Consider the following 19,159-nt stretch of genomic DNA (forward strand, 5'->3'; position numbering starts at 1 on the left):
ATGCAGCCACTTTTCTCGCCCGAGGGCGAAAGCGCGCTCGCCTCGGTGATGCAACGCCGCCCGCTCCTGGCGTTTGATTTCGACGGGACGCTCGCGCCCATCGTCGATCGCCCCGAAGAGGCGCGTCTGCCGGCTGCGTGGGCCGTTTTGTTTGCGGAGCTGAAGACCTTGCTGCCGGTGGCCATCGTGACCGGGCGTTCGGTGGTGGACGTGGCGCCGCGCTTGTCGTTCGAGCCCCACTACATATTGGGCAACCATGGCGCCGAAGACCCCCACGGCACCATGCAAGCGGGCTCGGTTGAGCGGCTCGATGCCTTGCGTCACGAGTTGGCCCTCAGCAAACCCCGCTGGTCGGCGCTGGGCATAGAGCTCGAAGACAAGCACTACTCGCTGGCCTTGCACTACCGGCTGGCGGCCGACCAGGAGGCCGCGCGAATCTGCATCGAAGAGCTGGTGGCCGGCAAGCCGCCAGGCCTGCATTTCTTTCACGGCAAGTGCGTGATGAACGTCGCCCCCGACGATGCCGACGACAAGGCCGATGCCGTGATGTCGCTGGTGGAGAGGGTGGGTGCGGGCGCCGCCTTGTTTGCGGGCGACGACATCAACGACGAGCCGGTGTTTGAGCGGGTGCCCGCCGACTGGCTGACGGTGAAGGTGGGCCATGAAGGCCCGCCCAGCCGCGCACGCTTCGGCTTGAGCGAGCAAGCCGACATGGGCCAATTGCTGCGGCGTTTGCTGCAACTGGCCCGGGCTCTGCCTCAGTCTTCGTAAGCGGCCAGGGGAACGCAACTGCAGAAGAGGTTGCGGTCGCCGTAGACGTTGTCGACCCGGCCCACCGGCGACCAATACTTCTGCTGGCGCAGGCTCTTGACCGGGAAGGCCGCTTCTTCGCGTGAGTAGGCGTGGGGCCAGTCGGCCTTGAGCAGCGCGGCCGTGGTGTGCGGCGCGGCCTTCAGCGGGTTGTCTTCGCGCGGCCAGCCGCCTTGCTCCACTTTGCGTATCTCTTCGCGTATGGCGATCATGGCGTGGCAGAAGCGATCCAGCTCGACCAGCGGCTCGCTCTCGGTGGGTTCAACCATCAGCGTGCCTGCGACCGGGAAGCTCAGCGTGGGCGCGTGGAAGCCGTAGTCGATGAGGCGCTTGGCCACGTCTTCGGCGCTGATGCCCGAGCTGTCTTTCAGTGGCCGCAGGTCGAGGATGCATTCGTGCGCCACGCCCCCGCCCTTCACGCCGGCGATGTTGCCGCTGTAGTGGATGTCGTAATGGTCGGCCAGTCGTGCGGCAATGTAGTTGGCGCTCAAGATGGCGGTTTCGGTGGCCAGCTTCAGTCCGTCGGCGCCCATCATGCGCACGTACATCCAGCTGATGGGCAGCACGGCGGCGTTGCCCAGCGGGGCTGCGCTCACCGCACCCACTTGGGTGTCAGTGCCAATGCCCGCCGCACGATGTGCTGGCAGGTAAGGCACGAGATCGGCCACCACGCACACCGGGCCAACACCGGGGCCGCCGCCGCCGTGCGGAATGCAGAAGGTCTTATGCAAATTGAGGTGGCTCACGTCGCCACCGAATTGGCCCGGTGCGGCAATGCCCACCAACGCGTTCATGTTGGCGCCGTCCACATAAACACGCCCGCCATGCTGGTGCACCAGGGCGCACAGCTCCTTCACCCGCGTCTCGAACACGCCGTAGGTGCTGGGGTAGGTGATCATCACGCATGACAAGTTGGCGCTGTGCTGCTCGCACTTGGCTTTCAGGTCGGCGAGGTCGACGTTGCCATCGGCATCGCACTTGGTCACCACCACTTGCATGCCGGCCATCTGGGCGCTGGCCGGGTTGGTGCCGTGGGCCGACTCGGGGATCAGGCAGATGTTGCGCTGCCCTTGGCCCTGGGCCTCGTGACAGGCCTTGATGATCAGCAGGCCAGCATATTCACCTTGCGAGCCGGCATTGGGCTGCAGGCTGATGCCGGCGTAGCCGGTGGCCTGGCACAGCCAGTCGCGCAGCTGCTGGTCGAGCTCGGTGTAGCCCTGCAGCTGGTCTTGCGGCGCAAACGGGTGCACGTTGGCGAATTCGCTCCAGGTGATGGGGATCATCTCGCTGGTGGCGTTGAGCTTCATGGTGCATGAGCCCAGTGGGATCATGCTGCGGTCTAGCGCCAGGTCTTTGTCTGACAGGCTGCGGATGTAGCGCAGCATCTCGGTCTCAGAGTGATGGGTGTTGAAGACAGGGTGCGTGAGGAAAGGGCTGCTGCGCAGCAGCTCTGGCGGAATGCGCGGGGCGATGCCCTTTTCATACTTCTCGAACGACGAGCCGGCGCGACCGAAGAGTGTCCAGAGTGCGCGTATGTCATCGCGCGTGGTTGTCTCGTCGAGCGTCACGCCCACTGAGCTGGCTGACGCGCGCCGCAGGTTGAAGCCCGCTGCGCGCGCGCCCTTCAGCACCTGCTCGGTCTTGTCGCCGCTGATGATCTCCAGCGTGTCAAAGCTCGCGCCCTGCGCCAGCGGCGCACCCAGCTCTTCAAGCCCTGCCGCCAGAATGGCGGTGTAGCTCGCCACGCGCTGGGCAATGCGCTTCAAGCCCTCGGGCCCGTGGTACACGGCGTACATGCTGGCGATGACGGCCGGCAGCACTTGCGCCGTGCAGATGTTGGAGGTGGCCTTCTCTCGGCGTATGTGTTGCTCGCGCGTTTGCAACGCGAGGCGATAAGCCGGGTTGCCGTGGGTGTCGACGCTCACGCCGACCAAACGGCCAGGCATGGAGCGCTTGAATTCGTCTTTGGTTGCCATGTAGGCGGCGTGCGGGCCGCCATTGCCCATGGGCATGCCGAAGCGTTGGGTGTTGCCTACCGCAATGTCGGCACCCATCTCGCCGGGCGAAGTGATCAGGGTGAGTGCGAGCAGGTCGGCGGCGACGATGGCCAGACCGCCTGCGGCGTGTACCGCCTCGATCACGGGCTTGAGGTTACGCACCACGCCGTTGACGCCGGGGTACTGGAACAGCGCGGCGAAAGCCTGCGCGCGGGCGGCATCGATGGCGGGGCCGGTAAGCACGGTGATGCCGAGCGGGCGCGCCCGTGTCTGCACCACTTCCAGCGTTTGAGGCAGCACGTCGTCGGCCACGAAGAAGGTGGTGGACTTGCTCTTGCCCACGCGCATGGCGAGCGTCATGGCTTCGGCCGCGGCGGTGGCCTCGTCGAGCATGGACGAACCGGCGATGGCCAGGCCGGTAAGGTCGCACACCATGGTCTGGAAGTTGACCAGCGCTTCCATGCGTCCTTGCGAAATCTCGGCCTGGTAAGGCGTGTACGCGGTGTACCAAGCCGGGTTCTCAAGGATGTTGCGCAAGATCACGCCTGGCGTGTGCGTGCCGTGGTAACCCTGGCCTATGAAGCTCTTAAGCACCTGGTTCTTGTCGGCGATGCCCTTCAGCTCGGCCAGGGCCTGCGCTTCGGTCAGCGGCGCCGGCAGCGACATGGGCAGCGGCCGTGCGATGGTGCGCGGCACGATGGCGTCGATCAGCGCACGGCGCGAAGCCGCACCGATCACCGACAGCATGTGCGCTTCGTCACCGGCCTCGATACCGATGTGGCGGGCCACGAATTCAGAAACGTTTTCAAGCTCACCGAGGGGCTTGTGGGCGGGCATCAGCATGTTGGTTCCAGCAAGGGCGTGGTGGCAGAGAGAAGGTTCAGGCGTTCTTCACGAGCTCGTCATAGGCGGGCGCGTCCATCAGTTGCTCGAACTCGGCCATGTCGGCCACGCGCACCTTGAAGAACCAGCCGGTGCCCAAGGGGTCGGTGTTGGCCAGGGCCGGGTCGGCACGCAGGGTCTCATTCACTTCGACGATCTCGCCGCTGATGGGCATGTACAAATCGGCAGCCGCCTTGACCGACTCAACGACACCGGCCACGTCGCCTTTCTTGAAGGTGCGGCCCACCTCGGGCAAGTCAACGAACACCACATCGCCTAGCGCGTCTTGCGCATGCAGGGTGATGCCGACGGTGGCGGCTTCGTGGTCTTCGATGTTGATCCACTCGTGATCGGGGGTGTACATGGTGGTCATGGGATGGCTCCTGTGGGGTGAGGCGTTGAATTTGAAGAGGGGTTTGTTGCTCGACTTGCTACGTTCGGGCTGAGCTTGTCGAAGCCGGCGCGATTCTCTGAACAGCACTTCGACAGGCTCAGTGCGAACGGGCGGCAGTTTCAACCGCGGAAGTACCTGTGCGGCGTAAACGGCATGGCGGTCACGCGCATGGGCTGGCGCTTGCCACGCACCTCGGCATACACCTCGTGGTGCGGCAAGGCGTGGTTGCTGGCGAGATAGGCCATGGCGATGGGCTGGTTGACGCTGGGCGACAGCGTGCCGCTGGTCACGTGACCCAGCTTGTGGCCCTGGGCGTCGACGATGGATGCGCCTTCGCGCACGGGCACGCGCTCGAGCCCGAGCAGGCCCACGCGCTTGTTGCTGGCACCGTGCGCGAGCTGTGACTCGATGACGTTGGCACCCGGGTAGCCGCCCGCGCGCGCACCACCGGGGCGGCGTACCTTCTGGATGGCCCAGGTGAGGCCGGCTTCGACGGGTGAGGTGGTGTCGTTGATGTCGTGGCCGTAGAGGCACATGCCGGCTTCCAGGCGCAGCGTGTCGCGTGCCCCCAGGCCGGCAGGCTTCACTTCGGGCAGGGCGAGCAAAGCGCGAGCCAGCGCTTCGGCTTTGTCGGCAGGCACCGAGATCTCGAAGCCGTCTTCGCCGGTGTAGCCCGAGCGGGTGACGAAGCAGTCGGCACCGACGATGTGGGCATGCATGCCGGTCATGAAGGTGAGGCTGGCCACTTCGGGGTTGAGGCGGCGCAGAGCGGTCACGGCTTTCGGGCCTTGCAGCGCCAGTAGGGCGCGCTCGGGCAGGGGCTGCACGGTGCAGCGGTGGCCGATGTGGGTGACGAGGTGAAGGGTGTCGGCGTCTTTGCAGGCGGCGTTGACGATGACGAAGAGATCACCTTCTCGGCGCGTGATCATCAGGTCGTCGAGGATGCCGCCGCTGGCGTTGGTGAAGAGCGCGTAGCGCTGTTTGCCGAGTGCGAGATCGACCACGTCGACCGGAACCAGCGATTCGAGGGCCTTGGCGGCATCAGGCCCTACCAAGCGCAGCTGGCCCATGTGCGACACGTCGAACAATGAGACCGAGTCGCGGCAGTGCTTGTGCTCGGCAATGATGCCGCCGGGGTAATTGACCGGCATGTCGTAGCCGGCAAAGGGCACCATCTTGGCGCCCAGCTCCAAATGCAGGGCGTGCAGCGGTGTTTTAGAAAGGGTGGCAGACATGGCAGTGCTCCGAGGGCATTCTTATGAGACAAGTATTCGCCACCGAGGTGATGAATGCCTGCAATGCCCTCACTGTCCGCTTTACCTGAGAGATTGACGCGGGCCGGTCAACGGCCACGCGCTTGCCCCTTCGGTGGGCCCACTCAGGGTGGGCCTCTCTCCAGCGAGGAACGCCTCTTTTCAGAGGCGCTTGCCAGTCCTTTTGCCTGAGCGTTTGAGCGTCACATTTCTGTTCGGCCCTGCGCCTTCGGCGGCTTCCGTGGAAGCTCTCTCCTAGCGTCGGGGAGTGTAGCTCCCCAGGTGGTTCACATGCCCGAATAATTCGGCCCGCCGCCGCCCTCGGGCGTAACCCACACGATGTTTTGCGTCGGGTCTTTGATGTCGCAGGTCTTGCAGTGCACGCAGTTCTGCGCGTTGATCTGCAGGCGGTCGGTGTTGTCTTCGTTTTTCACGAATTCGTACACGCCGGCTGGGCAGTAACGGGCTTCGGGGCCGGCGTATTTGGCGAGGTTGATCTGCACCGGCACGCTGTTGTCTTTGAGCGTGAGGTGAGCCGGCTGGTGCTCTTCGTGGTTGGTGTTGCTGACGAAGACGCTGCCCAGGCGGTCGAAGGTGATCTTGCCATCGGGCTTGGGGTACACGATCTGCTCGCATTCGGCTGCCGGCTTGAGGTACAGGTGGTCGGCCTTGTGGCGGTGGAACGACCACGGCGGCGCCTTGAAGCCCAGGCGCGGCAGCACCCAGTGCTCAATGCCCACCATCAACCCACCGATGAGGTTGCCGAACTTGAACCAGCTCTTGAAGTTGCGCGAGGTTTCCAGCTCGGCGCGCAGCCAGCTCTTGTCGAATGCGGCCGGGTACTCGGCCAGCTCATCGTGCTGGCGGCCGGCTTGCACGGCGTTGAATGCGGCGTCGGCGCAGAGCATGCCGCTCTTGATTGCGGCATGGCTGCCCTTGATGCGCGCGCCGTTGAGGTAACCGGCATCGCAGCCCACCAGCGCGCCGCCTGGGAACACCGTCTTGGGCAAGCTCATGATGCCGCCGGTGGTGATGGCGCGTGCGCCGTAGCTGATGCGCTTGCCACCCTCTAGGTAGGCCTTGATGCGCGGGTGTGTCTTCCAGCGCTGCATCTCTTCGAACGGGCTCAGGTAGGGGTTGCTGTAGTTGAGGCCGGTCACCAGGCCCAGCGTCACCTTGTTGTCTTCGAGGTGGTACATGAAGCCGCCGCCGTAGGTGTCGTCCTTCATGGGCCAGAAGGCGGTGTGGATGACGAGGCCGGCCTTGTGTTTTGCGGGGTCGATTTCCCACAGCTCTTTCACGCCCAACGCGTAGGCCTGCGGGTCTTTTCCTGCGTCGAGCTTGTACTTGGCGATGAGCTGGCGGCCCAGGTGGCCACGTGCGCCTTCGGCGAATACCGTGTACTTGCCGTGCAGCTCCATGCCGAGCTGGAAGCTGCTGTTCGGCTGGCCGTCTTTGCCGACGCCGAGGTTGCCGGTGGCAATGCCTTTGACGCTGCCGTCATCGTTGTAGAGCACCTCGGCGGCTGCGAAGCCGGGGAATATTTCGACGCCCAGCGCCTCGGCCTGTTGGCCCAGCCAGCGCACCACATTGCCCAAGCCGACGATGTAGTTGCCTTCGTTGTGGAAGCAATTTGGGATGAAGAACTTCGGCGTGCTGAACGAGCCCTTTTCGGTGAGTACCAGCAGCTCGTCGCCGGTGACGGGCTGGTTGAGCGGGGCCCCATCGGCCTTCCAGTTGGGCAGCAGCTCGGTCAGGGCCTTCGGGTCCATCACCGCGCCGCTCAGGGTGTGCGCGCCGGGCTCTGAGCCTTTCTCAAGCACCACCACCGAGATTTCCTTGCTCTGCGCCGCCGCCAACTGCTTCAGGCGAATGGCGGTGGCCATGCCGGCCGGGCCGCCGCCGACGACGACCACGTCGTATTCCATGGCTTCGCGGGGTCCGTACTGGGCGAGGATTTCGGCGGGGGTCATGCGGGCTCCTTCATTGAACAATTGCCGCGCATTCTAATGGCGCGAAGACTGAAAAGAACGGTCGTTCGTTTTCGTTTCGCTCTGCAGTTCCTGGCGAGTCGAATGTGCCCGAGGCGCGTGCTATCTTCATCGCCACTTTGTGATGACGTCGAGGAGAAGAACATGGGCTACACCATCGATCTGTCGGGCCGCGTGGCCTTGGTTACCGGAGCCTCCAGCGGCTTGGGCACGCAGTTCGCCAAGACGCTTGCCGGCGCGGGCGCAGCGGTGGTGCTGGCAGGCCGCCGTGTCGAGCGACTGAAGGCCTTGCGCGCGGAGATTGAAGCCTCGGGCGGCGTTGCGCACGTGGTCACACTCGACGTGACCGACCACGACAGCATCAAGGCCGCCGTGGCGCACGCCGAGACCGAGATGGGCAGCATCGACATCCTGGTCAACAACTCGGGCGTGAGCACCACGCAGAAGCTCACCGATGTGTCGCCGGAAGACTACGACTACATCATGGACACCAACACCAAGGGCGCCTTCTTCGTGGCGCAAGAGGTGGGCAAGCGCATGCTGGCGCGTGCCAAGGGTTCGGCGCCAGGCACCTTCACCGGCGGGCGCATTGTCAACATCGCGTCGATGGCAGGCCTGAAAGTGTTGGGCCAGATCGGCGTGTACTGCATGAGCAAGGCCGCCGTGGTGCACATGACCCGCGCGATGGCGCTGGAATGGGGCCGCTACGGCATCAACGTCAACGCGATCTGCCCCGGCTACATCGACACCGAGATCAACCACCACCACTGGAGCACCGACCAGGGCCAGAAGCTCATCAGCATGCTGCCGCGCAAGCGCGTGGGCCAGCCGCAAGACCTGGACGTGGTGCTGATGATGCTGTGCTCGAACGAGAGCCATTTCGTCAACGGGGCGGTGATCCAGGCGGACGACGGCTTTTCAGTCTGACTGTGCGTCCACTCTCGCTGCTGGAAGCACGCGTTCTTGGCGTGCTGGTCGAAAAGGCCCACACGGTGCCCGACAGCTACCCGCTGTCGCTCAACTCGCTGATGTCGGGCTGCAACCAGAAGACGACACGAGACCCGGTGATGGGCGCCACCGAAGCCAAAGTGCAGATGGCGGCTGACGCGCTCAAGGCCTTGCACCTGGTGTTCGAGTCGAGCGGCTCGCGGGTCACACGCTACGAACACAACATGGGCCGCGTGATGGCCTTGCCCTCACAGTCGGTCGCGCTGCTCGCCACGCTGATGCTGCGTGGGCCGCAGACCAGCGCCGAGCTGCGCGGCAACTGCGATCGTTTGCATCGTTTTGCCGATGTGTCGTCGGTCGAAGGCTTTCTGGATGAGCTGGCCACGCGGTCAGACGACAAGGGTGGCCCGCTGGCCGTGAAGCTGCCGCGCGCACCCGGCGCTCGCGAAGCGCGCTGGGCGCATTTGATGAGTGGTGCGATCGACATTTCGGCGATGCCGGTGGCGGCGCAGTCTGAAGACTTTGTAGCGGCCAGCGAGCTTGCGTCGCTCAAGTCGCAGCAGCTCACCATGCAGCGCGAAATCGACGATCTGCGTGCGCTGGTCGACAAGCTGTATGCGGAGCTGGGTGTGACCAAGCCCTGAGGGAGGTGCGATGCGCATTGAGATACCGCGTGAGAAGCGCCTGGTTCACGAGATGCAAATCCCCATACGATGGGGCGACATGGACGCCATGGGCCATGTCAACAACGTCAGCTACTTCCGCTATCTAGAAACTGCTCGCATCGAATGGCTGAACGGCGCGGGCTTCCAGCCCGACCCGAGCGGCGAAGGTTTTGTAATCATCAATGCCTTCTGCAACTTCCTGGTCCAGCTCGAATACCCGGGCACGGTGCTCGCGAGGACCTACGCCGCCAACCTCGGGCGCAGCAGCTTCGACAGCTTCACCACGCTGGAGCGCACCGACCAAGCTGGCGTGATCAGTGCGGCAGGTGGCGCGACGATCGTGTGGGTGGACTTCCCCTTGCAGAAATCTACGCCGTTGCCTGAGCGGCTGCGCGAGCTGCTGGCCTGAGGCCCAAGGGGATCAGGCCCCGGTAGAGCGCTGGCACTCCAACCACGTACCGATCTCGTAGCTGAAAACCTGGCCCATGACCATGGGATCGGTTTGAACCACCGCTTTGACGATGTCAGCGTCGGCAGAGTTATAGATCAGCACCGCCTTGCCGGTGGGTGCTCCGCCTGCGACCAAGGGGCCGGCATATTGAATGTTGCCCTGAGACATTTGCGATTTCAGGAAGGCCAAATGCTCGGGCATCAGTTCGTTGGCCCGGGCGACGCGCGCCCCAGGCGCGTAGAACACGATGGTCTTTGGTGCCCCCGACATGCCGGGGCCGCAAGGTGAACCCTCAGTGGCCCATATGGCAGCGGGCGACAGCAGGCATGCAAGCAGTGCGACCCGCGAGCACGCCGGGGTGCGAAGGGTGAGGTATCGATTCTTCATGAGGCTGTCCTTGGGGAGTTGCAGGGTGTGCGCCGCTCGGGTCGACCGCGCGCCGTGAAAATGTAGGCAGCCCTGGGTCTTGCCACCAGCCAGCGCGGCGATACTTCAGTTTCACCAAGGTGATGAAAATGGCCGCATTCGACAAAATTGATGAGTTGCGTACGCTGGTGCTCGTCGTCGATGGGGGCAGCTTGTCTGCAGCAGCGCGCAGCTTGCGTGTGAGCCCCAATGCTGTCAGCCGGCGGGTCATGCGCCTCGAGCGTCAACTCGGGGTCAAGCTCTTTCACCGCTCCACGCGAGCACTGAGCGTCACGCACGAAGGTCTGCTGCTGTACACGAGGGCGCGCCGCGCTCTTCTGGAACTGGACGCGGCGCACGACGAGATCAGCGAGTCAAAAGCCGCGCTCAGTGGTTTGGTGCGCGTGGCCATTCCCGGCGGGGCCAGCCACCCGCTGGTGCTGGGGCAGCTGACGCAGTTACTCGACGCCAACCCGCTGCTCCAGCTTCAGCTCAGTCTTGCCAATGAGCCCGTCGACCCCCGGGCCCAAGCCTTCGACATCGTGGTCCAGGTCGGGCCGGTGGCCGACACCCGCCTGGTTGCGCGCAAACTCACTGTGAGTTCGTGGGCTCTCGCGGCCACCCCGGCCTATCTGGCGCGTGCAGCGCCGGTGCGCACTCCGCACGATCTGCGGCATCACCGATGTCTGCGATTTGCTTCGCAGCAACCGCAAGCCGACTGGCCGCTGGTGGACGCGAAGGGCCGCACGATCAAGGCGCCGGTGGGCGGTGGGTTCGAGGCGGATGACACGCGTGTCCTGGGCGACGCCTGCTACGCCGGTTTGGGCATCGGCGTGCGTCCCATGGCCGAATTGCGGGCGGCTGAGCGTGAGGGCCGGTTGGTGCAGGTGCTGCCTGAATGGCGTTTTGCGGCATTGGATGTGCATGCGCTGCTCCCTCAGGGTTCGTTGCGCGTGCCTCGTGTGGCCGCCGTGCTCGCCGTGCTGCAAGATGCTTTCGCTCGCTTGGCTTAAATGGCTCGCCTGGGGCATCGTGACGGCGAATCTCGGCACTCTTGAAGGTCCACGGTGCGCATGGCGAAGGATCGACCTTTGTCGCGGTACGTGCCGCTCAAAGTCGCCAGCTGTTGAGCGTTAAACGCTGAGCAGCTTGTGCACCAAGTCGGGCGTGGTGGAGGCCGCGTACTTGCGCATCAGCCGCGCGCGGTAGACGTCGACCGTGCGCGGGCTGATACCCAGGCGTTTGCCGATCAGCTTGCTGGTCAGGCCGTCGATCAAGAGCGCCGCAATTTCGCGCTCGCGGGCGGTGAGCTCGGCCTTGAGCTGGCGGCGTGACGACAGGTCTTCGAAAGACCAGATGCCGGCGGCGTGCGCTTGGTTTGGGTCGAGCGCGCGACCCGACACGTGGCACCAAAACAGCTCGCCGCGCTGCGGGCCGTCTACCCGCTTCATCACGCGCTCGTCGGCGTACCAGCCGCTGGCGTTGAGGCTGGCCACGATGCGCTGGCCGGTGCGCTCGAACTCGTCGTGTGTGGGATAGAGCACTTCGAACGACTGGCCCAGCAGCTGCTCTTTGGCGGCGCCAAACATGTCGAGCAGCTGCTGGTTGCAGTCCAACATCAGCCGGTTGCGTGACAACACCATGCCGATGGGGGCCAGGTCGAAGGCGGTGCGGTAGTCGTCTGCGCTGAGGGCCATCGTGGGGTCCGGGGTGTGAGGCGAAAAGGTGTGCAGGAAGGTGCGCGGGTATGTCGGTAATCAATTCTACGTAACGACTACGTAATGGGTTACGTAGTACGCTCCCGGATTGCAATTCATCCCCGCAGGAGACAGCAAATGAACAAGGTGTACGCCAGTGCCGCCGAGGCACTGAAGGGCATCGTCAAAGACGGCCAGCTGATGGCCGTGGGCGGCTTCGGTTTATGCGGCATCCCTGAAGCGCTGATCGCCGCACTGCGCGACACCGGCGTCAAGAATCTTTCGGTGATTTCCAACAACGCGGGTGTTGACGGCTTCGGCCTCGGCCAATTGCTCGAGACGCGACAGATCAAGAAAATGATCTCCAGCTATGTCGGCGAGAACAAAGAGTTCGAGCGCCAGTACCTGGCCGGCGAGCTGGAGCTTGAGTTCACGCCGCAAGGCACGCTGGCCGAGAAGCTGCGCGCCGGTGGTGCTGGCATCCCGGCTTTCTTCACCAAGACCGGCGTGGGCACGCTGGTGGCCGAGGGCAAGGAAACGCGTGAATTCGACGGCCAGGTCTATGTGATGGAGCGCGCGTTGCTGCCCGAGGTGAGCCTGGTCAAGGCGCACAAGGCCGACAAGAGCGGCAACCTGATCTTTCGCCGCACGGCGCGCAACTTCAACCCCGCCGCGGCCATGGCCGGCAAGATCACGGTGGTGGAAGTTGAAGAGATCGTCGAGACCGGAACCTTCGACCCCGACGCCGTTCATCTGCCGGGCATCTATGTGCATCGCATCGTGTTGAATGCGACACCCGAGAAGCGCATCGAGAAGAGAACCATCACTGAAAAAGCGGGAGCCTGACCATGGCCTGGACACACGATCAAATGGCCGCCAAGGCCGCCGCCGAGCTGCAAGACGGCTTCTATGTGAACCTGGGCATAGGCTTGCCTACGCTGGTGGCCAACCACGTGCGCGCCGACACCGAGGTGTGGCTGCAAAGCGAGAACGGCATGCTGGGCATAGGCCCGTTCCCGACCGAAGACGAGGTCGATGCCGACCTCATCAACGCGGGCAAACAAACCGTGACCACCATCCCCGGCTCCAGCATCTTCGGCTCGCACGACAGCTTCGCGATGATCCGCGGCGGCAAGATCAACCTGAGCATCCTCGGCGCCATGCAGGTGAGCGAGAAAGGCGACCTTGCCAACTGGATGATCCCCGGCAAGATGGTCAAGGGCATGGGCGGCGCGATGGATCTGGTGGCCGGTGTCGGTCGCGTGCTGGTGCTGATGGAGCACGTGGCGAAGAAAAAAGACGGCGGCATCGATCTCAAGATATTGCCGACCTGCACGCTGCCGCTCACAGGTGTGGGCGTGGTCAACCGCATCATCACCGACCTCGCGGTGATGGACGTCACACCGCAAGGCCTGAAGGTGGTGGAGCTTGCAACCGGCGTGAGCCGCGAAGAACTTCAGGCCAAGACGGGCGTGCCGCTGCGCTGAGGTTTCAGCCGCGTTTCCCCGACGCTTTCAAGGCGCGCGCGGCCTCGGTCACGAGCCCTGGGCCTTTGTAGATGAAGCCGGTGTAGAGCTGCACCACGTCGGCGCCCGCGGCGAGCTTGGACTGCGCATCGGCCCCGCTCATCACGCCACCCGCGCCGATGATGGGAAAGCCTTGGCCCAGCGCGGCGCGCAGCTCGGCGATCACGCGGTTGCTCGCGGCGAATACCGGCGCGCCCGACAGGCCGCCGGCTTCTTCACCGTGAGGCAGCTTCTTTACTGCGTCGCGCGCGATGGTGGTGTTGGTGGCGACCACGCCGTCGATGCCGTTCTTTCGGATGGCGGCGGCGATCATCTGCACCTGGGCTTCGTCTAGGTCGGGCGCGATCTTCACGAAGATGGGCACTGGGCGGCCATGCTGTTGTGCGAGCTGTGTCTTGCGCGTTTGCACAGCTGAGAGCAAGGCATCGAGCGCTTCGTCGCTTTGCAGCTCGCGCAGGTTCTTGGTGTTGGGCGACGAGATGTTGACCACCACGTAGTCGGCATGCGGGTACACGCCGTCCAGGCAGATCAGGTAGTCGTCGACCGCGCGCTCGATGGGTGTGGCGGCGTTCTTGCCGATGTTGAGCCCTAGGATTCCACCCTGATCGCGGAACCGGCTGCGCTTCACGTTGGCGATGAAGACGGAGAGCCCCTCGTTGTTGAAGCCCAGGCGGTTGATGAGCGCTTGTGCGTCGGGCAGGCGAAACATGCGCGGCTTGGGGTTGCCGGCTTGCGCGAGCGGCGTGACCGTGCCCACTTCCACCGAGCCGAAACCCATGGCACCGAAAGCGTCGATGCAGCGGCCGTTCTTGTCGAGGCCGGCGGCCAGACCCACGCGGTTGGGAAAGCGCAGCCCGGCCAGGGTAAGAGGGTCGTTGATGCGCGTCTGAGACACCGCGCAAACCAGCGGTGTGTGCTGAATGCGGGCCAGGGCCCCCAAGGTCAGGTCGTGGGCCTGCTCAGGGTCGAGCCCGAACAGAAAGGGGCGGGTGAGGGCGTAGGGAACGAGGGGCATGAGTGGCGTCTTGGATAATCCAGCATTGTCTCAAACGCTTACGCATAGACGCCATGACGCAAGACGAACTGAAAGTGTTGGTGGGGCAGGCTGCGCTGGCCTATGTGGTGCCGGGGGCGGTGATCGGTGTGGGCACCGGGTCGACGGTGAACTGCTTCATCGACGCGCTGGCCGGCATGAAAGATCGCATTGCCGGTGCCGTGTCCAGCAGTGAAAAGAGCAGCGAGCGGCTGCGTGCGCACGGCATTGCGGTGCTCGACAGCAACACCGTGCCTAGCATTCCGGTCTACATCGATGGCGCCGACGAAATCGACCATGGCGGCCACATGATCAAGGGCGGTGGCGCGGCGCTCACGCGCGAGAAGATCGTGGCCGACACGGCCGAGCGCTTCATCTGCATCGCCGACGAGTCGAAGCTCGTGCAGACCTTGGGGCATTTCCCGTTGCCCGTGGAAGTGATCCCCATGGCTGCCGCCCAAGTGGCTCGTCGCCTGCGCGCGCTGGGTGGCGAGGCCCAGCTGCGAGCCGGTGTGGTGACCGACAACGGCTGCCACATTCTCGACGTGCGCGGCCTCTCGATCAGCGACCCGACGGCAATGGAGCGCGACATCAACCAGTGGCCCGGCGTGGTGACCGTGGGCATCTTTGCGCGCAACAAGGCCAGCGTGTGCCTGCTGGGCACTTCACAGGGCGTGAAGACACTCACTTTCTGACAATCGCCCTGCCAGCGCCGGGCGAAAAGCGCGTACCCTCGCGTTTGTTGCATCGCGTTTGTTGCACCGCGTTCAAGCAGCCCACAGGAAGGACGGCCCATGGCCAAACCAAACTACTCGTTCGAAAAGCGCCAGCGTGAAATGACCAAGAAAAAGAAGAAGGAAGAAAAACTGAAAGAGAAGGCTGACCGCAAATCGAGCGGCGAGCCGAGCCAAGACGACGGCCAGCCTCCCGAGCAAGACGCTTCGGCCACCCCGCCAAGCGAGAGTTGACCGACAGCAGCCAAGGCGTCGCCCCCACCATGCCCAAGCGCCGCAAGCCTGAAGACCCCAGCATCGCCCCTCCGACCATCGGGCCTGCGAGCTACGCACCGGTCTTCAAGGCAGGCCTGCAGGCCACCACCACGCGGGTGCAAGAAATGCACAACGCGATCTCCGGAAAGACCTTCGACGCCTTGCAAAAAGTGCCAGGCCTTTCGGTGCCGGCGCGCCTCGTACAAGGCGCCCATGACGCCATCACCACCGGTGTGTACGCCGCTGTGCGGCACGGCACCGGCGCCTTGATGTCGCTGGCCGGCGATGCCGAACGGTTTCTCATGGACCCCTCTCGCCAGCCCTCAGGCCGCGAGCTTGCCTTTCGCAGCGCACTCAATGCTGCTGCAGGCGATGCGCTGGAGCAGGCGGGTAGCCCGCTGGCCGTGCAAATGGGTTTTCATGCGCAGGGCCAGCCGCTGACGCTTACCCGCGCCGGGTTGGCAGGCTTGAACGAGCGCGTATGCATCTTCATCCACGGCCTGGCCTGCGACGAACAAAGCTGGTCGCTGTTTTCCGAGGCCTGGCGCGGTTCAGGCAGAGACGCTGATGGCGCAAGCTACGGCGCGCTGCTGCAGGCCGAGCTTGGCATCAGCCCCATTTACTTGCGCTACAACACCGGCCTTGCGATCGATGACAACGCGAGCGACCTGGCGGTGCAACTGGCTCAGCTGAGCGAGTTTGCGCCGCAGGTGCGCGAGATCGTGCTGGTGGGCCACAGCATGGGGGGCCTGGTGGCGCGGCGTGCCTGCGAGCAGCCCGATCAGGCCGATGCCGCATGGCGCCACAGCGTGCACACCGTGATCTGCCTGGGCTCGCCGCACCAGGGTGCGCGACTGGAGAAGCTGGGCCACTTTGTCGCTGCAGCGCTGAGCTTGTCGAGCGTGACGCAACCGCTGGGCAGCATCGCCAACGCCCGCAGTCAGGGCATCAAAGATCTGCGCACAGGATTGCGCGGCAAGAAGCGACGCCCCGAAGGCCTGGCGCTGCGCCTGGTGGCGGGCAGCCTGGCCGACGAGGCCGACATGATGATGGGCCCGATGGTGGGCTCGGTGCTGGGCGATGGGCTGGTGACGACGACCAGTGCGTCAGACCCCAGCCTGACGGGCGACGTGCAACGCGTCGAGCTCGCCGGCCTCGGTCATATGGCCCTGCTCAACCACCCGCGGGTGTATGCCCTGATACGCGGCTGGCTAGCCGCACCGCCCGGCTGACGAAGCGGGCCGGGTCGATTGCATCCAGCAGGCTGCTCTCCAGCGGCACCGGCCCACCGGTGATCAACGCGGCCAGAGTTTGCGCACCCAGCGCCGACCACGTGATGCCCCGTGAACCGAGTGCGGTGAACACATAAAGCCCTGGCATGCGTGGCACGAAGCGCGGTTGATCGAGTGGGCGATCAATGGCGCCTTGTCGCGTATCGGGCACGGCCCCGATCACCGGCAGCTTGTCTTGCGCGACCCAGCGCCAGCCGGTGCGGCCTTGCAGCGCCGAAGGGTCCAGGTCGACAGATGTGCCGAGCAGCCGCGACAGTTGCGCGAGGTTGTGTTGGTGGTCTGCAAGCCGCACGCTCGCGTCCATGTCACCCGGCTGCGTGCTGGCACCGAAGAGGGCTTGCCCATGGCTTTCGGGCAGCAGGTAGCCGGCGCCTGCAACGGGCAGGCGCGGCAGCGCGAACGGTGCGGCGGGCGAGCAGCCCATCGAGCTGATTTGACCGCGCACTGCCTCGACCGGCCAGGCGGGTGCATCGAGCAAGCGCAGTGCATCGCCCGCATTGGCGAGCACCAGCACCTCAGCTTCGTCGATCGAGTGGCCGTGTTCATCGAGCAACTGCCACATGGCATCGACCCGTTGTATTCGAGCGACCTGCACCCCGCCATGAAAGGTGGACAGCGGGGAGGCTTGTGCCAACCATGCTCGGGCCAGCTGGGCGGGGTGAACCCAGCCGCCGCCCGGGTAGAACCAGGCCGATTGGGTGAGCGCCAAGCCGCACAGGCTGCTGGCCTCTTCGGGGCCGACCGCGCGCACGTAGTCGCTGGGGAGGCCGAGCTGCGCAAGCACCGCTTGCAGCCTGGGCGCAGCGGCATCGTCAAGGCGAAGCAAGCCTTGCACATCGCCGGTCACGCCTTGCGCGCTGACGGCATGCGCGATCACCCGCTGTGCGTGCAAAGCCGCGGCCCGATTGAAGCGTGCATGTGTGCCGTCTTGCGCGTTGACGATGCCGTGAAACAGGCCGCCGGGGTTGCCCGATGTCTCTTGCGCGGGCAGGGCGTGGCGATCGAACACCGTGCTGCACCAGCCTTGCGCGGCCAGTGCCCAGGCCGTGGCACAACCGGCGAGCCCCGCCCCCACGATCAGTGCGCGGCCTGGGCCTGCCGTGGTGTTCATTAGCCGAGACGGCGAGCGCCGCGGCGAGAAAGCGGGCGCGTAGCGAGCCAGGGTGACGTCGCGCCTGTCGCCCATGCCCGGCGCATTGCGCGCTTCGAAACCGGCGGTGCGCAGGCCTTGTTGCACGGCACTGCCAGCCGTCCAGGTGGCCAGCGTGGCGTCGGGCACGGCCAGGCGGGCCAGAGCCTTGAACAGGCGCGCTTGCCACATCTGAGGGTTGCGCGCCGGTGCAAAGCCATCGAGATAGATGGCATCAACGCGAGCCACGATCTCGGGCAGCCAGTCGCTCACGTCGCCCAAGGCGAGCATCAGCTCGACGTGGCCGTTCTCGAAGCTCAGCGTGTGCATGTTGTGCGTGAGCGGCGGCCACGCCTTGACCAGCTGCGCAGCCAGCGCTGGGGCAGGCGATTGAGCATGTGCGTGGCGCAAGTCGCTGGCGGTGAACGGGTGCTGTTCGATCGAGATGAAGACAAGGCGCTCGCAGCGCTTGGGGTCTTGTCGCCAGGCCTGCCAGGTGGCAAGGAAGTTGTTGCCCAGGCCGAAACCCGTTTCGAGGATCACGAAACGCTGGCGTTGCTGCCAGCGTGTGGGCAAGTCGTTGCCCGCCAGGAAGACATGCTGCGCTTGCGGGAACGGGCCGGCGTTCGGGTGGTAGATGTCTTGGTAGGTCGCCGACCAGGGCAGGCCATCTTCATTGAATGCCAGCGTGGCTGCGACGAGGGGTCGGGTGTTCATGCGCTGGCTTGGGTCGCCAGCCATGCCAGCAGGCGATCGCGCGCGTCGGCGAGGCCGCGGTAGGCCAGCACGGCCGGGCTCATGGTGGCGAGCGCGTCATGCACTTGCCGGGCGTGGGCCGGGCTGGGCAAGGCCAGGGTAAGCGGCTGCAGGTCGACATGGATGGTGAAGACTGCCAGTCGCAGCTCGGGTTGCGGAATGAAGGTCTGGTGCTCGGTGCGGAAGAAAGCGCACTGCACCAACTGTTCGGGTGTGGCGGCGGCTGGCCAGGGGGCTGGGTCTTGTCGCGCCGGGTGGGCGTGCAGGCGCGGGTGGCGGGTGATGGTCCAGACGAAGCGCTCCCAGCGATCGCTGCCCGTCACCAGTCGGGCCAAATGGTCGCTGGCCGTCACCAGCAGCTGGTTGTCGGCCACGGGTGCATGCACCTGCGCGAAATGGCGGCCGACCTTTTCTTCGGGCGCCCAGCCCGAGGGCAGGCACACCGCCAGCCAGGGGATGTGCGCGGTGGCGCCGTCAATGATGGCGAAGTCTTCAGCGAAAGCCAGGCTCAGCAAGGCAGCCAGGCGCCAGGCAGGCGGCAAGGCCTGCAGGCAGGCGCCGACCTCGGGCTGGGCACCGTGCTGCGGGTGCAGCTCGCCCTTCGTCAACGACCAACCGAGCCAGCCGGCGTGTACGTCATCGGGAGCGTGGTGGGCCCAGGCCTGGGGGTGTTCGCGTGCGGCCTGCTCGCTCAGGGCCTGCAGCGGCAGGCTGGCGTCGAAGCCGGGCGTGTCGAGCAGCGCTTGTGATGAAAACGCGTTCAGCACCGCGAGTTTTTCTCGCAGGTGACGGCTGCCTGGCGTGTTGGGGGTGAGCTGCTGCGTGCCGGCGGCCAGCCGCCGCAGGCCGGGCTGCATGCGAAAGGGGGCGGTGACGCTGGTGAAGTCGAAAGGCATGGCCGAATGATGCTCACAAAAGAGAAGGGCCCGCAATGCGGGCCC

19 protein-coding genes and 2 riboswitches are annotated in these 19,159 nt (G+C 65.1%); of the genes, 10 read left to right on the forward strand and 9 right to left on the reverse strand.

The features are described 5' to 3' along the window. Window positions 1–771, forward strand: a complete 771-nt coding sequence (gene otsB / locus AC30QB_RS09765; RefSeq protein ID WP_489546021.1) for a trehalose-phosphatase — start codon at window positions 1–3, stop codon at window positions 769–771. Here otsB and gcvP read toward each other — a convergent pair. From gcvP to AC30QB_RS09785, 4 genes are all read right to left on the reverse strand, one after another. Further along, window positions 759–3,650: an aminomethyl-transferring glycine dehydrogenase gene (gcvP, locus tag AC30QB_RS09770; RefSeq protein WP_489546022.1), complete on the reverse strand. Its 2,892-nt coding sequence runs from the start codon at window positions 3,648–3,650 to the stop codon at window positions 759–761. The two genes, otsB and gcvP, sit on opposite strands and share 13 nt — an antisense overlap. 37 nt (window positions 3,651–3,687) lie before the next feature. Continuing rightward, window positions 3,688–4,062, reverse strand: coding sequence for a glycine cleavage system protein GcvH (gene gcvH / locus AC30QB_RS09775; RefSeq protein ID WP_489546023.1), 375 nt, complete (start codon window positions 4,060–4,062; stop codon window positions 3,688–3,690). Window positions 4,063–4,202: 140 nt separating this feature from the next. Then, the gene (gene gcvT / locus AC30QB_RS09780; RefSeq protein WP_489546024.1) at window positions 4,203–5,318 is read right to left on the reverse strand and encodes a glycine cleavage system aminomethyltransferase GcvT; all 1,116 of its coding nucleotides are present in this window, start codon (window positions 5,316–5,318) and stop codon (window positions 4,203–4,205) included. Between the two features lie 62 nt (window positions 5,319–5,380). Beyond that, a riboswitch (glycine riboswitch) is annotated at window positions 5,381–5,492 on the reverse strand. Between the two features lie 10 nt (window positions 5,493–5,502). Next, window positions 5,503–5,604: riboswitch (glycine riboswitch) on the reverse strand. A gap of 19 nt (window positions 5,605–5,623) precedes the next feature. After that, a complete protein-coding gene (locus tag AC30QB_RS09785; protein ID WP_489546025.1) occupies window positions 5,624–7,309 on the reverse strand; it encodes an electron transfer flavoprotein-ubiquinone oxidoreductase in 1,686 nt (561 codons plus the stop codon). A gap of 162 nt (window positions 7,310–7,471) precedes the next feature. On the opposite strand from AC30QB_RS09785, the gene AC30QB_RS09790 reads away from it, so the two are divergent. Genes AC30QB_RS09790 through AC30QB_RS09800 form a run of 3 tightly spaced genes read left to right on the forward strand, consistent with a single transcriptional unit; the run spans window position 7,472 to window position 9,349 of the window. Next, window positions 7,472–8,254: an SDR family oxidoreductase gene (locus AC30QB_RS09790; RefSeq protein ID WP_489546026.1), complete on the forward strand. Its 783-nt coding sequence runs from the start codon at window positions 7,472–7,474 to the stop codon at window positions 8,252–8,254. Between the two features lie 2 nt (window positions 8,255–8,256). After that, window positions 8,257–8,919, forward strand: a complete 663-nt coding sequence (locus AC30QB_RS09795; protein ID WP_489546027.1) for a YceH family protein — start codon at window positions 8,257–8,259, stop codon at window positions 8,917–8,919. A gap of 10 nt (window positions 8,920–8,929) precedes the next feature. Next, window positions 8,930–9,349: an acyl-CoA thioesterase gene (locus tag AC30QB_RS09800; RefSeq protein WP_489546028.1), complete on the forward strand. Its 420-nt coding sequence runs from the start codon at window positions 8,930–8,932 to the stop codon at window positions 9,347–9,349. 12 nt (window positions 9,350–9,361) lie between these two features. On the opposite strand, the gene AC30QB_RS09805 is transcribed toward AC30QB_RS09800, so the two are convergent. Continuing rightward, entirely contained in the window at window positions 9,362–9,778 is a 417-nt protein-coding gene (locus AC30QB_RS09805) for a YciI family protein (protein ID WP_489546029.1), read from the reverse strand. Window positions 9,779–9,906: 128 nt separating this feature from the next. On the opposite strand from AC30QB_RS09805, the gene AC30QB_RS09810 reads away from it, so the two are divergent. Beyond that, complete coding sequence (locus AC30QB_RS09810) at window positions 9,907–10,809, forward strand: LysR family transcriptional regulator (RefSeq protein ID WP_489546030.1); 903 nt, start codon at window positions 9,907–9,909, stop codon at window positions 10,807–10,809. 120 nt (window positions 10,810–10,929) lie between these two features. Here the strand turns inward: AC30QB_RS09810 and AC30QB_RS09815 are convergent, their stop codons facing one another. After that, entirely contained in the window at window positions 10,930–11,493 is a 564-nt protein-coding gene (locus AC30QB_RS09815) for a helix-turn-helix transcriptional regulator (RefSeq protein ID WP_489546031.1), read from the reverse strand. A 138-nt stretch (window positions 11,494–11,631) separates the two neighbouring features. Between AC30QB_RS09815 and AC30QB_RS09820 the strand changes: the two genes are divergently transcribed. Beyond that, window positions 11,632–12,339 (forward strand): CoA transferase subunit A, encoded by a 708-nt coding sequence (locus AC30QB_RS09820; protein WP_489546032.1) that lies wholly within the window; start codon window positions 11,632–11,634, stop codon window positions 12,337–12,339. A 2-nt stretch (window positions 12,340–12,341) separates the two neighbouring features. Continuing rightward, window positions 12,342–12,980: a 3-oxoacid CoA-transferase subunit B gene (locus tag AC30QB_RS09825; RefSeq protein WP_489546033.1), complete on the forward strand. Its 639-nt coding sequence runs from the start codon at window positions 12,342–12,344 to the stop codon at window positions 12,978–12,980. A gap of 4 nt (window positions 12,981–12,984) precedes the next feature. On the opposite strand, the gene AC30QB_RS09830 is transcribed toward AC30QB_RS09825, so the two are convergent. After that, window positions 12,985–14,034, reverse strand: a complete 1,050-nt coding sequence (locus AC30QB_RS09830; RefSeq protein ID WP_489546034.1) for a quinone-dependent dihydroorotate dehydrogenase — start codon at window positions 14,032–14,034, stop codon at window positions 12,985–12,987. Window positions 14,035–14,087: 53 nt separating this feature from the next. Between AC30QB_RS09830 and rpiA the strand changes: the two genes are divergently transcribed. The 3 genes from rpiA to AC30QB_RS09845 all read left to right on the forward strand — a co-directional run bounded on the left by rpiA (window position 14,088) and on the right by AC30QB_RS09845 (window position 16,273). Then, window positions 14,088–14,747, forward strand: coding sequence for a ribose-5-phosphate isomerase RpiA (gene rpiA, locus AC30QB_RS09835; RefSeq protein WP_489546035.1), 660 nt, complete (start codon window positions 14,088–14,090; stop codon window positions 14,745–14,747). A gap of 99 nt (window positions 14,748–14,846) precedes the next feature. Next, window positions 14,847–15,020 (forward strand): hypothetical protein, encoded by a 174-nt coding sequence (locus tag AC30QB_RS09840; RefSeq protein WP_489546036.1) that lies wholly within the window; start codon window positions 14,847–14,849, stop codon window positions 15,018–15,020. A 29-nt stretch (window positions 15,021–15,049) separates the two neighbouring features. After that, window positions 15,050–16,273: an alpha/beta hydrolase gene (locus tag AC30QB_RS09845; protein ID WP_489546037.1), complete on the forward strand. Its 1,224-nt coding sequence runs from the start codon at window positions 15,050–15,052 to the stop codon at window positions 16,271–16,273. On the opposite strand, the gene mnmC is transcribed toward AC30QB_RS09845, so the two are convergent. After that, window positions 16,215–18,179: a bifunctional tRNA (5-methylaminomethyl-2-thiouridine)(34)-methyltransferase MnmC2/FAD-dependent 5-carboxymethylaminomethyl-2-thiouridine(34) oxidoreductase MnmC1 gene (gene mnmC, locus AC30QB_RS09850; protein WP_489546038.1), complete on the reverse strand. Its 1,965-nt coding sequence runs from the start codon at window positions 18,177–18,179 to the stop codon at window positions 16,215–16,217. The two genes, AC30QB_RS09845 and mnmC, sit on opposite strands and share 59 nt — an antisense overlap. Beyond that, window positions 18,176–19,114 carry a heme-dependent oxidative N-demethylase subunit alpha family protein gene (locus AC30QB_RS09855; protein WP_489546039.1) on the reverse strand — a complete coding sequence of 313 codons (939 nt, stop codon included), beginning with the start codon at window positions 19,112–19,114 and terminating at the stop codon, window positions 18,176–18,178. The genes mnmC and AC30QB_RS09855 overlap by 4 nt, the downstream gene beginning before the upstream one ends. Window positions 19,115–19,159: the final 45 nt, after the last annotated feature.

The organism is Rhizobacter sp. (assembly GCF_046595475.1).
Taxonomy (GTDB): Bacteria; Pseudomonadota; Gammaproteobacteria; order Burkholderiales; family Burkholderiaceae_C; genus Rhizobacter.

Bases quoted from the DNA above. Each gene is read 5' to 3' on its own strand.
- otsB (WP_489546021.1), top strand. From the start codon at position 1: ATGCAGCCACTTTTCTCGCCCGAGGGCGAAAGCGCGCTCGCCTCGGTG.
- gcvP (WP_489546022.1), bottom strand. From the start codon at position 3,650: ATGCTGATGCCCGCCCACAAGCCCCTCGGTGAGCTTGAAAACGTTTCT.
- gcvH (WP_489546023.1), bottom strand. From the start codon at position 4,062: ATGACCACCATGTACACCCCCGATCACGAGTGGATCAACATCGAAGAC.
- gcvT (WP_489546024.1), bottom strand. From the start codon at position 5,318: ATGTCTGCCACCCTTTCTAAAACACCGCTGCACGCCCTGCATTTGGAG.
- AC30QB_RS09785 (WP_489546025.1), bottom strand. From the start codon at position 7,309: ATGACCCCCGCCGAAATCCTCGCCCAGTACGGACCCCGCGAAGCCATG.
- AC30QB_RS09790 (WP_489546026.1), top strand. From the start codon at position 7,472: ATGGGCTACACCATCGATCTGTCGGGCCGCGTGGCCTTGGTTACCGGA.
- AC30QB_RS09800 (WP_489546028.1), top strand. From the start codon at position 8,930: ATGCGCATTGAGATACCGCGTGAGAAGCGCCTGGTTCACGAGATGCAA.
- AC30QB_RS09805 (WP_489546029.1), bottom strand. From the start codon at position 9,778: ATGAAGAATCGATACCTCACCCTTCGCACCCCGGCGTGCTCGCGGGTC.
- AC30QB_RS09810 (WP_489546030.1), top strand. From the start codon at position 9,907: ATGGCCGCATTCGACAAAATTGATGAGTTGCGTACGCTGGTGCTCGTC.
- AC30QB_RS09815 (WP_489546031.1), bottom strand. From the start codon at position 11,493: ATGGCCCTCAGCGCAGACGACTACCGCACCGCCTTCGACCTGGCCCCC.
- AC30QB_RS09820 (WP_489546032.1), top strand. From the start codon at position 11,632: ATGAACAAGGTGTACGCCAGTGCCGCCGAGGCACTGAAGGGCATCGTC.
- AC30QB_RS09825 (WP_489546033.1), top strand. From the start codon at position 12,342: ATGGCCTGGACACACGATCAAATGGCCGCCAAGGCCGCCGCCGAGCTG.
- AC30QB_RS09830 (WP_489546034.1), bottom strand. From the start codon at position 14,034: ATGCCCCTCGTTCCCTACGCCCTCACCCGCCCCTTTCTGTTCGGGCTC.
- rpiA (WP_489546035.1), top strand. From the start codon at position 14,088: ATGACGCAAGACGAACTGAAAGTGTTGGTGGGGCAGGCTGCGCTGGCC.
- AC30QB_RS09840 (WP_489546036.1), top strand. From the start codon at position 14,847: ATGGCCAAACCAAACTACTCGTTCGAAAAGCGCCAGCGTGAAATGACC.
- AC30QB_RS09845 (WP_489546037.1), top strand. From the start codon at position 15,050: ATGCCCAAGCGCCGCAAGCCTGAAGACCCCAGCATCGCCCCTCCGACC.
- mnmC (WP_489546038.1), bottom strand. From the start codon at position 18,179: ATGAACACCCGACCCCTCGTCGCAGCCACGCTGGCATTCAATGAAGAT.
- AC30QB_RS09855 (WP_489546039.1), bottom strand. From the start codon at position 19,114: ATGCCTTTCGACTTCACCAGCGTCACCGCCCCCTTTCGCATGCAGCCC.